This window comes from Streptomyces sp. NPDC050508 (assembly GCF_040655155.1).
In the GTDB taxonomy this organism is placed as follows: domain Bacteria; phylum Actinomycetota; class Actinomycetes; order Streptomycetales; family Streptomycetaceae; genus Streptomyces.
Map to the genome: position 1 here is coordinate 1,054,509 of NZ_JBFAJJ010000001.1, position 14,129 is coordinate 1,068,637.

Below are 14,129 nucleotides of genomic sequence, written 5' to 3' on the forward strand. Positions count from 1 at the left end.
AAGATCCCGGGATGTGAGCGGAAGGAGGTCCTCATGGCACGCACCACGAACCGTCCCGTCGTCACCCTGAAGTCGACGGCCGGAACCGGCGTCACCTACGTGACGCGCAAGAGCCGTCGCAACGACCCCGACCGGCTGGTCCTGCGCAAGTACGACCCGGTGGCGGGCGAGCACGTCGCTTTCCGCGAGGAGCGCTGAGCCCAGCGCGGCGACTGTCCCACGAACCACGCAGAGCGGTCGTCCCACCGTGGACGGCCTGAGGAAGGAAGCACCATGAGGTCTGGCATCCACCCCGTGTCCCGTCCGGTCGTCTTCCGCGACCGCGCGGCGGACACCGCGTTCCTGACCACCTCGACCGCGCAGTCGGCGCGCACGATCGAGTGGGCGGACGGGAACACCTACCCGCTGATCGACGTCGAGATCTCGTCGGCCAGCCACCCGTTCTACACCGGCAACACGCGCGTCGTGGACACCGCGGGCCGTGTGGAGCGCTTCGAGCGCCGCTACGGGAGGACGTCATGAAGGTTCGCAACTCTCTGCGCTCACTGAAGTCCAAGCCCGGCGCGCAGGTGGTACGCCGCCGCGGTGTGACGTTCGTGATCAACAAGAAGGACCCGCGCTTCAAGGCCCGCCAGGGCTGACGCGGCACGTACGACCCATCGGCCCGGCCCCGCTTCCCGCGGTGGCCGGGCCGTTGTCGTACGTCCTGTTTTTGTACGTTTCCGAGGGAAGAAAATCTGTTCTTTATGCTTATAGCGGTACCAACCCCCTTGGAGTGGTTAATGTCCCGCAAGCGCCCCATGGACGACGGCGACGAACTGCTGGCCAGACTCGGGACGCTGACCGCCCAGGCACGCGAGCGGGCGGAGCTGCAGCGCTCCCTGGTCGAACTGGCCGTCGCCCTGCAGCGCGGCATGCTGCCCGGCGACATGCCCGTCACTCCCCGGTTCCATCTGGCGGTCCAGTACTCGCCCGCCAACCACGGCCTCAACGTCGGGGGCGACTGGTACGACGCCTTCACGATGCCCGACGGGCGCATAGGCCTGTCCATCGGCGACGTCCAGGGCCACAACATCGAGGCAGCCGCCTTCATGGGCCAGGTCAGAGTCGGCCTGCGGGCGCTGGCCTCCGTCACCAGCGAGCCCGGCGAACTCCTCGCCCTGACGAACGACCTGCTTCTCTCCCTCGGCTCCGAACTCTTCGCGACCTGCACCTTCCTGCGGCTCGACCCGATCACCGGGGTGCTGGAGAGCGCGCGGGCCGGACACATCCCCTCCGTCTGGGCCACGGCCGACGGGCGGTCCGGCATCACGGACGACGAGGGCGGACCGCCCCTCGGCATCGTCGCAGGTCAGCGGTACCCGGTGACCGAGCACCGGCTCACCACCGGCGGAGTCTTCGTCCTGGTGACCGACGGCGTGGTGGAGGGCCCCTCGATGAGCGTCGACGAGGGCCTCGACCAGGTGATGCGCCTGGCGGGAGTCGCCGCCGTGGCGGGCATGGAGGCGGGCTCGCTCGCAGCCGCCGTGATCAAGGGAGCCGAGCGTGTGGGGCACGAGGACGACGCGGCCGTACTGGTCGTGGGGCACGACGAGCCCGGCAAGCCCGATAAGCCCGGCACCGGGGCGTAGGGCCCGTCCGGCGGGGCATCGCCGGCCAGGTGCCGTTCCCTTCCCGCGTGACGTGGCCCCGTGCCGCTCGCCTCGCCGACACGGCCGGGGCAGTGTCTGATGGCTGCTGTGGTGGGTTTCGAGGATCTGCGGCGACCGGCCGGGTACGCCCTCCTGACGCTGGCCGTCGCCGGCAGCTACTTCGCGGCGGGACGGCTGGGCCTGCTGCGGGAGCTGGTGGTCGAGGGCGCGGTGTTCACACCCATCTGGCCGCCCACGGGCGTCGCGGTGGCCTGCCTGCTGATCTTCGGCCTGCGGGTGCTGCCCGGGATCGCCCTCGGTGTGCTCCTCGTGATCATGTCCCTCACCGCGCTCCAGCCGACCGCGCTCGTCGTCCTGGCGGGCAACACCGTGGCCCCCGCCTGCGCCTACCTCATGCTGCGCCGGGTGGGCTTCCGCACCGACCTCGGCAGACTCCGCGACGGCCTCGCCCTGGTGTTCCTGGGCGCCCTGAGCGCCATGCTGATCAGCGCGAGCTGCGGAGTCGGACTGCTCGTCGTCACCGACAAGCTGGCCGCCCACTCCTTCTGGCCGGTCTGGCTGGGCTGGTGGGTGGGCGACGCGATGGGCGTGCTGATCGTCACCCCGCTCCTGCTCATGCTGCGTACCGTGCGCCTGCCCCTGGACCTGCACCGCTGGAAGGAGGCCCTGGGGCTCGCGGCCACCATCGGCGTGATCGTCCCCCTGGTCACCCACAACCGCGTCAGCCTGCTGTTCCTGATCTATCCGCTGCTGATCTGGGCGGCGCTGCGGTTCCGGTTCGCGGGCAGCATGCTGTGCGCCCTGTTCGCCTCCGTCATGGCCACCATCGCGGCGACCCAGGAGACGGGCCCGTTCGCCCAGTTGACCCACGTCGAGGTCATGATGAAGCTCCAGGCCTTCAACGGCACGATGGCCCTCACCGCCCTGCTGCTGTCCTCCGTCATCACCGAGCAGCGCAACACCAGGATCTCGGTGGAGAACGCCTGCCAGGAACTGGCCGAGGTCCTGGAACACCTCACCGCGGGAGACCCCCGCCAGGGCGGCCGTCCGTGACCGGCCCGCTCCGTCAAGCGAGTCCGGCGTCGCCCCTCCTGCGCAGCACCAGCAGCGCGGTGTCGTCGCGGGGCGTGCCCGCCGTGTGCCGGCGCAGGTCGCCGTAGACGGTGGCCGGCACGTCCTTCGGGGGGACGTCGCCCCAGGCCGCCGCGCGCTCTTCGAGGGGGTAGAAGGCGCCGGACGGATCGCGTGCCTCGGTGACCCCGTCCGTGCAGAGCAGAAGCGTGCCGTCCGGCGGGAAGGCGAACCATTCGACGGTACGAGGCTCGGGGGCCAGGGCGTCGAGGCCCAGCGGAACGCAGGGCTCCTGCCGGAGCACCGGCTCGGCCCGCTCCTCGTGCAGCAGCAGCGGCGCCACATGACCGCAGTTGATCGCCTGGATCTCCTGCTGGCCGTCGATGCCCAGGACCAGCGCCGTCACGAACCGCTCCCGCTCACCGGTCTGCGCCGCGAACGAGTTGTGCCGTAGCACCGCCTCCTCCAGGGCGTCGACCACGGCGGTGAGCGTGGGCTCGGCGACGGCCGCCTCGCGGAAGGCACTCAGCACGGCGAAGGCCGCGCTGATCGCCTGCAGGCCCTTGCCCTGCACATCGGCGATGAAGACACGGCTGCCGTACGGGGAGGACACGACCTCGTAGACGTCGCCGCCCACCCGGCTGTCCTCCTCCACCGGCCGGTACAGGCCGTGGACCAGGAGCTGGTCGGTCATCAGGGGGAAGGGGCGCAGGATCTGGCGTTGCAGGGCGGCCGCCGCGGAGCGCAGCCGGGCGATCTCGCCCTCCCAGCGGATCCGCTGGGCGGCACGCGCGATGCTGAGGCCGTTGAACACGAGGGTGAAGGCGATGACGGCCGCGTCGGCACCCGTCGTGTTCAGCGGGCTGTCGATGAGGGAACCGGCGATGACGACCGTCACCCACGCGGAGGCGACGGCGGTCTGGCGCACGGTGCCGCGCCCGGCGATCAGCGCGGGCAGCACCACCAGAAAGGGGGCCGGCCGGGTGTCGCGGCCCAGGACGATTCCGGTGGCCGCCACCAGCAGCGTGATGGTGACGAGCCAGAACATCACCACGGCCCAGCGGAGCGGAGGCGTGGTCCGGTGCCCGGCGTCGGTCACTGTGGAACCGGCCGGATCTCTCGAAGTACGCACCGGCCCTCCCACTGTCTGCGGTCGTCGGACAACCGTTGGGATTGCTTCCCACTCTTCAATATCAGCCCCATGCCTACCGTCCGCGAGCTGCGACAACAAGTCCGGCCCCGCCCGGGACGCACCTCACCCCGTGAGGGGGCTAGATTCCGATCCGTGGGTTTGTCCGAGGCTGGGGGAGTTGGGAGACAGTGTTCATCTGGCGCACACTGCGGGGTGAATGGCAGGCCATCGTCGTCGATCCGGTACGACAGTTGCTGCGGCGCGGACTGCCGGGCGTGTCCCTGGCCTTCGTCGCCGCCTTCGGCGTCATCTTCTTCCACGCGCTGGCACAGCAGCCGACCGGCGCGGTGATCGTCCGGAACCTCGGCGGTGTCCAGGGGGACCTGCCCCTGTGGCTCTCCCTGCTGCGTACCCCCATATCGCTGTACGTGCCCGCCCTCGACCTGCCCGTGTGGGCCGGCATCACCCAGTTGTTCCTCGCCTTCGCGCTGGCCGAACTCGCACTCGGCCGGGTCCGCACCCTGGTCGTCGCCTACGCGACCACGCTGGCCGGCACGCTCACCGTGCGCGTCATGCTGCTGATCGGGCCCGGCTGCGGGGGCATCGGGCTGCGCCCCGAGATCGGGCACGTCCTCGACACCGGGCCGTCCGCCGCGGTCGTAGGACTGTTCACGTACCTGGCCGTCGTCCGGCGCGCGCCCATTGTGTTCGTCCTCACCGGCGGATCGATGGTGTGGGAGTCCATCGTGAAACCCAACCTGGCGGGCCGCGAGCACCTGGTGGCGGTCGGCACCGCCATCGTCCTGGGCCTCTTTCACGAACTGCGCCACAGGCGGCCGACCGTCACGGCACTGCTCCCGCACTTCGGGACGGACCGCCCGGTCAGGGCTGAGGCACGCTGCCCATCTCCGCGCTGAACCCCACCGGCTCGCTGTCGAACCCCCGCACCATCGCGCGGAACTCCCATGCTCCGGAGGCGTCCTTGGTGAACTCCCCGACCGTCGCGGCGGTGGATCCGGCCACCCCGGCGAAGTCGTCCGACAACAGCTCCTTGTACCCCTCCACGACCAGCGTCCTGGCGTGCGACAGATCACCGAACGTCCTCGTCCCGCCGTTCTGATGGATCGCCACCCCTACGACCACCCGCGCGAAGGAGGCCGCCAGGCGGTCGAGTTCGAGGACCATCACCTCCATGTACCCGTACCCCTGGCCGGTCTCGCTGTGCCGGCTCATGTTGATCGTGCCGTCCGGTGAGCGACTCTCGGAGTGGACGACGTACACCGGACGTCCGTGCGGGGCGTCGGCGGAGTACGTCGCGGCGACGATGTCCAGGTGACGCGGCTGCTGCCCCCAGGGACTCGGATCCCAGCGGAGCCGGACCTCGACCTTCCCCTGTACCTTGCTGATGCTGCTCACTGGCTGCTGCTCTCCCGTATCGGGCCATGACGGGACCATCCCCCGTATGGTCAAGTATGGCTCTTCGACGGTCCGTTGATGCCGCCCGAGCGCTCCTGACATGCCCGGGGTCAAACGCTTCGGATCGCGTCCACCAGTCCGGCGACAAGATTCGCCCGCTCGGCCATCGACGCGACGAGCAGATATTCGTGGTCGGCGTGTGCTCCGCCCCCGACCGCACCCAGACCGTCGAGCGTCGGCACTCCCAGCGCGGCCGTGAAGTTGCCGTCGCTCCCGCCACCGACCGCCATGCCTTCGAGCCCGGGAAGCAGCCGCCGCGCCACCGCGAACAACTCCGCCGCCGCCGACTCGGGCATCGGCGGCCGACCGACACGTCCCCGTACGGTGATCACGGCCTCGTCGAGATGCGGAGCGAGGGCGGCGAAGGCGGACTCGATCCGTTCCTTCTCGTCGGCCGACTCGACCCGGACGTCCACGACGACGGTCGCCTCCGCGGGAACGACGTTGTCCAGTGTTCCCGCGGACGCGACGGTCGGGGTGACGGTCGTACCGACGTCGGGCCGTGCCAACGCCGCGATGTCCAGCACCTGGTACGCCGCTTCGACCAGCGCGTTGACCCCGGCGGCGGGTTCGAGCCCCGCATGCGAGGCCCGGCCCGCGACGGTGACCTCGAACGTGCCGCACCCCTTGCGGCCGGTCTTCACGGCCCCGCCGTCGGCGGCACCCTCGACCACGAGCACGGCACCGCAGGCGAGGGCGCGTTCCTCGATGAGCGCCCGGGAGGACTGGGAGCCGACCTCTTCGTCGGCGGTCACCAGGATCTCGACCCCCGACCGGTCGTCGAGCGCCGCCAGCCCGTGGACCGCCTGCACCAGACCGCCGAGCATGTCGAAGACCCCGGGTCCGGTCGCCCGACCGTCCTCGACCCGGAAGGGGCGCCGCGTGAGGGTGCCGAGCGGGAACACGGTGTCGTGGTGACCGAGGATCAGCACGCGGGGAGTGCCGCCGCCGGACCAGTGGACGTGCGGCCCGCCCTCGCTCTCCACCAGGTCGGCCCGCCCGCCGAGTCGCCCTTCGATGACAGCGGCGACAGTCTCGGCCGAATTCCGCAGGGCGCTCAGGTCACGGGAGGGGGACTCGACCTCGACGAGGGTCCGGAGGTCTTCGGTCATCGCGTCGACACTCACATCGACGGCCTTGCATGTGGTCACGGAGGGAAGGGTACGTGGGCCCAGGTGACCGACCCGCTCCCGCCCGGAACGCCGAAAGGCCGGCCCGACGCCGAACACGTCGAACCGGCCCAACGACGGTGCTGATCCCCGGAGTTGATCAGTCCGTGCCGGACTCCATCGCAGCGCGGTCGAGGAGCGCGTCGTCCTCGGAGACCTCGCCGCGGGAGGCGATGGCCTCGGCGCCGCCCTCGGGCATGCTGCCGATGAGACCGGTCGCGGCGGCCTGCGCGGCGCCGATCGCCGTGTTGCCGGCGCCGATCAGACCGAGGCCCGCGTACTGCTCCAGCTTGGCGCGGGAGTCGGCGATGTCGAGGTTGCGCATGGTGAGCTGGCCGATGCGGTCGACCGGGCCGAAGGCCGAGTCCTCGGTGCGCTCCATGGACAGCTTGTCCGGGTGGTAGCTGAACGCCGGGCCCGAGGTGTCGAGCAGCGAGTAGTCCTCGCCGCGCCGCAGCCGCAGGGTGACCTCACCGGTGATCGCCGAGCCGACCCAGCGCTGCAGGGACTCCCGGACCATCAGGGCCTGCGGGTCCAGCCAGCGGCCCTCGTACATCAGGCGGCCCAGGCGCCGGCCCTCGTTGTGGTACTGGGCGACGGTGTCCTCGTTGTGGATCGCGTTCACGAGCCGCTCGTAGGCCGCGTGCAGGAGGGCCATGCCGGGCGCCTCGTAGATACCGCGGCTCTTCGCCTCGATGATCCGGTTCTCGATCTGGTCGGACATGCCCAGGCCGTGCCGGCCGCCGATCGCGTTGGCCTCCATGACGAGGTCTACGGGGGAGGAGAACTCCTTGCCGTTGATCGTCACCGGGCGGCCCTGGTCGAAGCCGATCGTCACGTCCTCGGTGACGATCTCGACCGACGGGTCCCAGAAGCGCACACCCATGATCGGCTCGACGGTCTCCACACCCGTGTCCAGGTGCTCCAGGGTCTTGGCCTCGTGGGTGGCACCCCAGATGTTGGCGTCGGTGGAGTACGCCTTCTCCGTGCTGTCGCGGTAGGGCAGCTCATGCGCGAGCAGCCACTCCGACATCTCCTTGCGGCCGCCGAGCTCGGTCACGAAGTCCGCGTCCAGCCAGGGCTTGTAGATCCGCAGGTGCGGGTTGGCCAGCAGGCCGTAACGGTAGAACCGCTCGATGTCGTTGCCCTTGAAGGTCGAGCCGTCGCCCCAGATCTGGACGTCGTCCTCAAGCATCGCCCGGACCAGCAGCGTGCCCGTGACGGCACGGCCGAGGGGAGTGGTGTTGAAATAGGCGCGCCCGCCGGAGCGGATGTGGAACGCACCGCAGGTCAGCGCGGCCAGGCCCTCCTCGACCAGCGCCGCACGGCAGTCGACCAGACGCGCGATCTCGGCGCCGTAGGCCTGTGCGCGGCCGGGCACCGAGGCGATGTCGGGCTCGTCGTACTGGCCGATGTCGGCGGTGTAGGTGCAGGGGACGGCACCCTTGTCGCGCATCCAGGCGACCGCGACGGAGGTGTCGAGTCCGCCCGAGAAGGCGATGCCGACGCGCTCGCCGGTGGGGAGGGAGGTGAGGACCTTAGACATGGGAAGATTATGCACCCTCGCGCATGGTCATGCAAAGTCCCCCTGTTGAAGCGGTTCCGCCGGGCGCCCCGGAAGCAGTGGGGTACCCGGCGGAACCTGTGGTCGCGGTTCGGTCAGCAGCCCGCTTTGTAGAAGTACTTGCTGATCTCGGGCTGGTTCATGTTCGCCTTGGTGATGGCGACCATGTTGGTGCCGATCGACTTCTGGACCGACTTGCCCTCGAAGGCGGCGGCCAGCTGGTCCACGGCCTCCTTGCCGATCGCCCCCGGGTCCTGCGCGACCAGGACCTGCAGGGTGCCCGCCTTGAGCGAGGCGACCTCGTCCGGTTCGGCGTCGAACGCGGCGACCTTCACCGTGCCCTCCTTGCCGGCCTGCTTGAGACCGGTGGCTATGCCTGTGCCGGTGTTGGTGTTGCCCGCGAACACACCGCCCAGGTCGGGGTGGGCCGCCAGCGTCGACTGGATCTGGGAGGCGGCGGTGGCCGGCAGGTCGTTGTCGTAGAGAGTGGGCAGCATCTTGATGTTCGGGTACTTCTTCATCTCCTCGGTGAAGCCCTTGATACGGGCGTCCGTGGTGGAGACGCCGGGCTTGACGCTGATGACGATGGCCGAGCCCTTCTCGTTCATCAGCTTGGCGAGCGCGTCGGCCGCCACCCGGCCGCCCTTCTCGTTGTCCGACGAGATCCGGGTGATGCCGATCGAGGAGTCGGTGACCGTGGTGTCCACGAGCGCGACTTTGGTACCGGCCGACTGGATCTGCTTGAGGGACGGGGTGAGCGCGCTGACGTCGACCGGCGAGATCAGCAGTCCGTCCGGCCGGGACGCGGCCACCGAGTCGAGGAGGGGCCGCTGCACCGACACGTCCCACTGCGCGGAACCGTCCGCGGAGAAGTCCATGCCCTTGGCCTTGGCCTCGGTCTGCGCCGCGCAGGTCATGGTGATGTAGAAGGGGTCGCTCTTCACGCCGGTGATCAGCCGGACCTTCTTGCCGGAGGCGCCTCCCTTCGACCCTGAACTACCGCTGTCGCTCGACGAACTGCAGGCGGCGGCGCCGGTCAGGACCAGCACGGTGCCCGCGGCGACCAGTACTTTGCGCGTGATGCGAATGCTCGACATGGTGATGTCCTCCTGGGTCATGCGAGGGTCGGTGCGAACGTCGGGGCGGAGCTCATGCGCGTTCTCGGGTCTGCCTGCGCATCTGGTCGATGTAGACAGCCACGACCAGGACGACTCCGACGGCGACGTCCTGCCAGTACTGCTGAACGCCGATGACGATCAGCCCGGTGGTGAGCACGGCGGGGATGAAGACGCCGATCACGGTGCCCAGCACGGATCCGCGCCCGCCGAACAGGCTGGTACCGCCCAGGACCACCGCGGTGATGACCTTGAGGTTGTCGGTGGAGTGCCCGGCGATGGACGTCGTGCCGTACGAGGCCAGCCACATCACCGCGCCCAGGCCGGCCAACAGGCCCATCAGGCCGTACACCATGATCAGATGGCGTCCCACCGGGATGCCCGCGCGTCGTACGGCGGTCGGGTTGGAGCCGATGGCCAGGGTGTGGCTGCCGAACCTGGTGGCGCCGAGCACCGCGCCGAACAGGGCGGTGACCACCGCGGCGAGGATCACCATCCAGGGGATGCCGAGCAGTTTGCCGAAACCGAGGCTGTTCTGGAGGTGGGTGGAGGCGGCGCCGGCCGGGTCCTGGCCGCCGGTGGCGAGTTCCGCGATACCCAGCGCCGCGCCCAGGCCGCCCAGAGTCACGATCAGCGGGGGCACCTTCCCGGTCGCCACCACCGCTCCCTGCAACGCGCCCCACCCCGCGCCCACGGCGAGCGCGATGACGACGCAGACCGCGACCGTCCCCCAGCCGGCGGCGGGACCGCCGTGGTGGACGTTGTACTCGCCCGCGGACACCGCCGCCAGGACCAGCACCGAGCCGATCGACAGATCGATGCCCGCGGTGATGATCACGAACGTCATGCCGACGCCGAGCACCAGATAGATGGACGCGTTCACGGCGATCTGCGTGATGTCGTACGTGGTAAAGAACTTGCCCGGCGCCGCGATGGTGAAGAACGCGACCAGCGCGACGAGGATCACGAACGTCCACAACTCGCTGATACCGGCGGCCCGTCGGAGCCACGGGGGTATCGCGAGGCCGCTGCCGTCGGCCGGGGGCGGGTCCTGCACCGGGGCGGCGGGCTTGATGTCCTGGCTGTTGGCGCTCATCGCCCGTCCTCCGCTTCCGTCGCACCGACCGGATCCGAGTGCCCGTTCTGTGCGGGGTCGTCCAGCGATCCGGTCATGGCCCCGACGAGTTTCTCGATCGTGGCGTCGGCCGCGGTGAACGAGGCGACCCGGCGCCCCAGCCGCAGTACCTCGATCCGGTCCGCGACCGACAGCACCTCGGGCATGTTGTGGCTGATGAGGACGACACAGATGCCCCGGTCGGCGACCCTGCGGACGGTCTCCAGCACACGGGCGCGCTGTACGACGCCCAGGGCGGCGGTCGGCTCGTCCATGAAGATGACCTTGTTGGCGAAGGCGACCGCGCGCGCCACGGCCACGGACTGCCGTTGCCCACCCGACAACGTTGTCACAGGAGCCGTCACATCTTTCAGCTCGACGCCCAGTTCACCGAACGCCGCGACCGCCTCCCGTCGCATCGTGGGCCGGTCGAGCACGCCCAGCCGGCCGAGCAGGCCTCCGCGCACAAGTTCTCTGCCGAGATAGAGATTTGCCGCCGCGTCCAGATCCGGCGCCAGCGAAAGATCCTGGTAGACGGTCTCGACTCCGTGCCGTTGCGCGTCCATCGGCCCCGAGAACCGGACCGGTGCCCCGTCGAGGCGGACCTCGCCCTCGTCGGGGGCGAGCACGCCTGAAAGGACGTTCACCAAAGTCGACTTGCCGGCACCGTTGTCACCGATGAGGGCGACGACCTCGCCGGCGTACGCCGTGAAGTCGGCGCCCGAGAGCGCCTGGACATGGCCGAAACGCTTGACCACGCCGTGCGCCGCGAGAAGGGGTTGGCTTGCAGAGGCCATGTTGTGCCTTCTGGTTGGTATCGTTAACAGCTCGTCGATTCTGGGAGGCCCGTGAGTGGGCGTCAAGGGTCGGGTACGAACGGGGATTCGGGCGGACACCGTCGGCCCGCCGGACAGACCCTGGTCCGGTCGCGCTGGATGATCTCTGGAGGACGCGGCGTGGCCAGCCGTCCCAGGATGAAGGACGTAGCCGCGGAAGCGGGCGTGAGCGTGATGACGGTGTCCCGGGTGGTCAACGCCGAGGCGGGCGTGGCACCGCGGACCGCCGCCCGCGTGGAGGCCGCCGTCCGCAAGCTGGGCTATCAACGCGACGACGTGGCACGGCAGTTACGTCGTACGGACCGATTGAGCCAGACCATCGGACTGATGGTGGACAACGTTGCCGACCCCTTCATGGCCGCCGTCGCCTCGGCCACCGAGGACGTCGCCCACCGGCGCGGCAACATGGTGCTCATCGGCTCCAGCCGCGCCGACCCGCACCGCGAACGGGAGGTCATCGCCGCCTTCACCGCCCGGCGCGTCGACGGTCTGATCCTCACCCCGGCCGCGGGCAGCCACCGCTTCCTGCGCTCGGCGCAGGCGCAGGGCACGAAGATCGTGTGCGTGGACCGGGCGGCACCCGGCCTGGACGTGGACACCGTGGTGGTGGACAACTTCGGCGCGGTGCGGCAGGCCGTGCGCCATCTGATCGCGCACGGCCACCGTCGGATCGGCTACCTCGGTGACAAGCGGGAGATCTGGACCTTCGGCGAACGCCATCGCGGCTATCTGTCGGCCCTGCACGCCGCGGGCATTGACGCCGACCCGGCCCTCGTCCGGCACGGACTGAGCTCCGGCGCCGACGCCGCCCGGGCACTCACCGCGATCCTCTCCGCACCCGAGCCGCCCACGGCTGTCCTGGCGGGCAACGAAGTCCTCGCGTTCGGTGTGCTGGCCGTGCTGCCCGCCACCGTCGCGTTCATCGCCTTCGACGACTTCGCGCTGGCCGCGCAGTTGACCCCGCCGGTCACCGTCATCGCCCAGGATCCGGTCGCCCTCGCGACGAGCGCCGCGCATCTGCTGTTCGCCCGCATCCACGGGGACACGTCACCGCCGCGCAGGGTCGTCATGCCGACCGAGCTGATCCCGCGCGGGTCGGGGGAGATCCCGGGCCCCGGTGCGCCGTTCACGAATCGGCGCTGACGAATCCCGGCTGCCCCCGTCCCGCGTACGGCATCGGTCGTTACACGCGAGGCCGCTCGAAGGTGAGGAGCAGGCCCTCGACCGCGCCGGGACCTATGCGGCCCTTGACGTCGGCGGCGGTGATGGCCTTCAGGCCCCAGCCGTCCTCGGCGTGCTTGTTGAGGACCTTCTCCAGCTTGTCGCTGTCCAGGGCGTCGCCGATCAGCGACTCCCGGAAGCTGACGACCTTGTACTCGAACGTGTAGGCGTTGCTCATGGCTGCGATGTCCTCCTGTGCGTGCGCACGGTGTGCGGTGGGCGGGGTCAGCCAATCACGGGGGGACGCTCTCGCGCAGGCCGGGGGTGGTTTCGTGGCCCGGCTGCCAACTGGGCCGGGGGATGGCTGCGTTGAGCGGACCGGGGGCTGAAAGGGGGCCCGCGGGCATGTCATCGCGGCCCGGCGCGGCCGTCGTGTCACCCGTGACGTGGCCGGGCGGAGACGTAGCGTGACCTGTGGCCGAGGTGGACGCGAACCGATCCCGTGGAGGTGCGATGTGCTGGAGCGCGAAGGCTGACCTCGTGGCGGGCGCGGCGGTCGCCGCCGTAGGAGTGGCCTGCGTGGTCAGGGCGCGACGGCGGACCGATCTCCCCATGGCGGCACTGCCGTTGCTGCTGGGCGCCCATCAGATCGTGGAGTCGGCGGTGTGGGCCGCCGACGGGGGCACCGGGCCCGCCACCCTCGCCTGGGCCGTCATCGCCATGCCGCTGCTGGCGGTGTGGGTCCCGGTCGGTGTGTGGTGCGCCGCGCCACGGCGGGCACGGGCCCGGATCGGCGTGCTGGTCGCGGTCGGCGCGGCGACCGCGGCGGCCCTCGCCCACGCCCTTGCCGTGCACCCGGTGACGGCCGAGATCCGCGGCCACACTCTCGGCTACGTCGTGGATCTTCCCTACGCCCAACTGGTCATCGCGGGCTACCTCGTGGCCACGATCGGCTCGCTGCTCCTGTCCGGTGAGCGCGGGCTGGTGGTGCTGGGGACTCTGGTCACGGTCGGCGCGCTGGTCTGCTGGACGCTGTGGCAACTGGAGTTCGTCTCGACGTGGTGCGCAGTCGCCGCGGTCTCCTCGATCGTCCTGTTCTTCTGGGTGAGCGGCCGCGACCGGGACCCGGGGAAGCGGCCGTACGTCAGTGTGTCCCGCGGCGGGTCCACAGGCTGAGGTCGCTGCTCGTGGCGACGGCGAGGGTCTGACCGGAGGGCGAGAAGCCCGCGGCACGCAGCTCCGAGTAGTCGGCGTTGAAGACGTGCCACCACGTTTCACCGGCCTGCCCTCTGTGGATGCCGTAGCCCGTCGAGAGGATGACCCGGTGGTGGGGCCACTCGGGGCTGACGACATCCACGGTCCAGCCACCGTCCGGTGCACCGCTGTGCAGACCGCCACCGAAGAGACCGGCTGTCCGTACGGCGACGCCCGCGATCGGACCGAAGCCGGGGCAGACAAGATCAGGGTGTCCCTCGGGCGTGCTGGTCTCTGGGTCGGGGTCCCGGTCTCGTGCGATCTTCTCCCCGGTGAACGCGTCGAAGATTCCGTGACCGTCCTGCGAGACGACCAGGACGAGATCGTGCCCGTTGCCGGGGTGGGTGGCGAAGCCGATGCCGAGCAGGCCACCGATGGGGGTCCTGTTGTCGAGCACGGGCCGCCAGGGCTCCGGGGCGGGCATGACGGGGGCGGCGAGGCAGCGGTCGCGCAACTTCTGCTGGTACTCGGTGAGCAAGGTGTGTCTCCTCGGTGCGATCAGCGACGAGGGTCTCGCAGGGAGGGGTGGGAGTCGAGTCGAATTCTGTTGTGTACACCGTCGTTGGCGTCGGGTTGGATGGCTCC

17 protein-coding genes are annotated in these 14,129 nt (G+C 70.1%); 8 read left to right on the forward strand and 9 right to left on the reverse strand.

The genetic code is table 11. The features are described from left to right. Positions 1 to 33 precede the first annotated feature (33 nt). The 5 genes from rpmG (at position 34) to AB0I69_RS04770 (ending at position 2,705) form a co-directional block, all read left to right on the forward strand. The gene (rpmG, locus tag AB0I69_RS04750) at positions 34 to 198 is read left to right on the forward strand and encodes a 50S ribosomal protein L33 (RefSeq protein WP_043662600.1); all 165 of its coding nucleotides are present in this window, start codon (positions 34 to 36) and stop codon (positions 196 to 198) included. A 75-nt stretch (positions 199 to 273) separates the two neighbouring features. Then, positions 274 to 522 carry a type B 50S ribosomal protein L31 gene (locus tag AB0I69_RS04755; protein WP_026150279.1) on the forward strand — a complete coding sequence of 83 codons (249 nt, stop codon included), beginning with the start codon at positions 274 to 276 and terminating at the stop codon, positions 520 to 522. After that, complete coding sequence (ykgO, locus tag AB0I69_RS04760; protein WP_043662604.1) at positions 519 to 641, forward strand: type B 50S ribosomal protein L36; 123 nt, start codon at positions 519 to 521, stop codon at positions 639 to 641. The genes AB0I69_RS04755 and ykgO overlap by 4 nt, the downstream gene beginning before the upstream one ends. A 141-nt stretch (positions 642 to 782) precedes the next feature. Then, a complete protein-coding gene (locus AB0I69_RS04765) occupies positions 783 to 1,631 on the forward strand; it encodes a PP2C family protein-serine/threonine phosphatase (RefSeq protein WP_363094071.1) in 849 nt (282 codons plus the stop codon). A 99-nt stretch (positions 1,632 to 1,730) separates the two neighbouring features. Then, positions 1,731 to 2,705 (forward strand): MASE1 domain-containing protein, encoded by a 975-nt coding sequence (locus AB0I69_RS04770; protein WP_363094072.1) that lies wholly within the window; start codon positions 1,731 to 1,733, stop codon positions 2,703 to 2,705. A 13-nt stretch (positions 2,706 to 2,718) separates the two neighbouring features. Here the strand turns inward: AB0I69_RS04770 and AB0I69_RS04775 are convergent, their stop codons facing one another. Continuing rightward, the gene (locus AB0I69_RS04775) at positions 2,719 to 3,855 is read right to left on the reverse strand and encodes a PP2C family protein-serine/threonine phosphatase (protein ID WP_363094073.1); all 1,137 of its coding nucleotides are present in this window, start codon (positions 3,853 to 3,855) and stop codon (positions 2,719 to 2,721) included. Positions 3,856 to 4,043: 188 nt separating this feature from the next. Between AB0I69_RS04775 and AB0I69_RS04780 the strand changes: the two genes are divergently transcribed. After that, a complete protein-coding gene (locus AB0I69_RS04780; RefSeq protein ID WP_363094074.1) occupies positions 4,044 to 4,772 on the forward strand; it encodes a hypothetical protein in 729 nt (242 codons plus the stop codon). Here AB0I69_RS04780 and AB0I69_RS04785 read toward each other — a convergent pair. The 6 genes from AB0I69_RS04785 to AB0I69_RS04810 form a co-directional block, all read right to left on the reverse strand. Further along, the gene (locus tag AB0I69_RS04785; RefSeq protein WP_363094075.1) at positions 4,738 to 5,271 is read right to left on the reverse strand and encodes a TerD family protein; all 534 of its coding nucleotides are present in this window, start codon (positions 5,269 to 5,271) and stop codon (positions 4,738 to 4,740) included. The two genes, AB0I69_RS04780 and AB0I69_RS04785, sit on opposite strands and share 35 nt — an antisense overlap. A gap of 110 nt (positions 5,272 to 5,381) precedes the next feature. Next, positions 5,382 to 6,482, reverse strand: a complete 1,101-nt coding sequence (locus AB0I69_RS04790) for a M20 family metallopeptidase (protein ID WP_363094076.1) — start codon at positions 6,480 to 6,482, stop codon at positions 5,382 to 5,384. Positions 6,483 to 6,600: 118 nt separating this feature from the next. Next, positions 6,601 to 8,046: an argininosuccinate synthase gene (argG, locus tag AB0I69_RS04795; protein WP_363094077.1), complete on the reverse strand. Its 1,446-nt coding sequence runs from the start codon at positions 8,044 to 8,046 to the stop codon at positions 6,601 to 6,603. Positions 8,047 to 8,159: 113 nt separating this feature from the next. After that, positions 8,160 to 9,182: an ABC transporter substrate-binding protein gene (locus AB0I69_RS04800; protein WP_363094078.1), complete on the reverse strand. Its 1,023-nt coding sequence runs from the start codon at positions 9,180 to 9,182 to the stop codon at positions 8,160 to 8,162. 31 nt (positions 9,183 to 9,213) lie between these two features. Next, a complete protein-coding gene (locus AB0I69_RS04805; protein WP_363094079.1) occupies positions 9,214 to 10,275 on the reverse strand; it encodes an ABC transporter permease in 1,062 nt (353 codons plus the stop codon). Then, on the reverse strand, positions 10,272 to 11,090 hold the full coding sequence (locus tag AB0I69_RS04810; protein WP_363094080.1) for an ATP-binding cassette domain-containing protein: 819 nt from the start codon (positions 11,088 to 11,090) through the stop codon (positions 10,272 to 10,274). Before AB0I69_RS04810 ends, AB0I69_RS04805 begins: the two co-directional genes overlap by 4 nt. Before the next feature lie 159 nt (positions 11,091 to 11,249). On the opposite strand from AB0I69_RS04810, the gene AB0I69_RS04815 reads away from it, so the two are divergent. After that, a complete protein-coding gene (locus AB0I69_RS04815) occupies positions 11,250 to 12,272 on the forward strand; it encodes a LacI family DNA-binding transcriptional regulator (protein WP_363094081.1) in 1,023 nt (340 codons plus the stop codon). Positions 12,273 to 12,312: 40 nt separating this feature from the next. On the opposite strand, the gene AB0I69_RS04820 is transcribed toward AB0I69_RS04815, so the two are convergent. After that, a complete protein-coding gene (locus AB0I69_RS04820; protein ID WP_363094082.1) occupies positions 12,313 to 12,528 on the reverse strand; it encodes a DUF4177 domain-containing protein in 216 nt (71 codons plus the stop codon). A gap of 275 nt (positions 12,529 to 12,803) precedes the next feature. Between AB0I69_RS04820 and AB0I69_RS04825 the strand changes: the two genes are divergently transcribed. Then, positions 12,804 to 13,466, forward strand: a complete 663-nt coding sequence (locus AB0I69_RS04825) for a DUF6629 family protein (protein WP_363094083.1) — start codon at positions 12,804 to 12,806, stop codon at positions 13,464 to 13,466. On the opposite strand, the gene AB0I69_RS04830 is transcribed toward AB0I69_RS04825, so the two are convergent. Further along, complete coding sequence (locus tag AB0I69_RS04830; RefSeq protein WP_363094084.1) at positions 13,435 to 14,022, reverse strand: hypothetical protein; 588 nt, start codon at positions 14,020 to 14,022, stop codon at positions 13,435 to 13,437. The genes AB0I69_RS04825 and AB0I69_RS04830 overlap by 32 nt on opposite strands. Between the last annotated feature and the right edge of the window lie 107 nt (positions 14,023 to 14,129).

Bases quoted from the DNA above. Each gene is read 5' to 3' on its own strand.
- AB0I69_RS04805 (WP_363094079.1), bottom strand. From the start codon at position 10,275: ATGAGCGCCAACAGCCAGGACATCAAGCCCGCCGCCCCGGTGCAGGAC.
- AB0I69_RS04800 (WP_363094078.1), bottom strand. From the start codon at position 9,182: ATGACCCAGGAGGACATCACCATGTCGAGCATTCGCATCACGCGCAAA.
- AB0I69_RS04765 (WP_363094071.1), top strand. From the start codon at position 783: ATGTCCCGCAAGCGCCCCATGGACGACGGCGACGAACTGCTGGCCAGA.
- rpmG (WP_043662600.1), top strand. From the start codon at position 34: ATGGCACGCACCACGAACCGTCCCGTCGTCACCCTGAAGTCGACGGCC.
- AB0I69_RS04825 (WP_363094083.1), top strand. From the start codon at position 12,804: ATGTGCTGGAGCGCGAAGGCTGACCTCGTGGCGGGCGCGGCGGTCGCC.
- argG (WP_363094077.1), bottom strand. From the start codon at position 8,046: ATGTCTAAGGTCCTCACCTCCCTCCCCACCGGCGAGCGCGTCGGCATC.
- AB0I69_RS04770 (WP_363094072.1), top strand. From the start codon at position 1,731: ATGGCTGCTGTGGTGGGTTTCGAGGATCTGCGGCGACCGGCCGGGTAC.
- AB0I69_RS04820 (WP_363094082.1), bottom strand. From the start codon at position 12,528: ATGAGCAACGCCTACACGTTCGAGTACAAGGTCGTCAGCTTCCGGGAG.
- AB0I69_RS04810 (WP_363094080.1), bottom strand. From the start codon at position 11,090: ATGGCCTCTGCAAGCCAACCCCTTCTCGCGGCGCACGGCGTGGTCAAG.
- AB0I69_RS04755 (WP_026150279.1), top strand. From the start codon at position 274: ATGAGGTCTGGCATCCACCCCGTGTCCCGTCCGGTCGTCTTCCGCGAC.
- ykgO (WP_043662604.1), top strand. From the start codon at position 519: ATGAAGGTTCGCAACTCTCTGCGCTCACTGAAGTCCAAGCCCGGCGCG.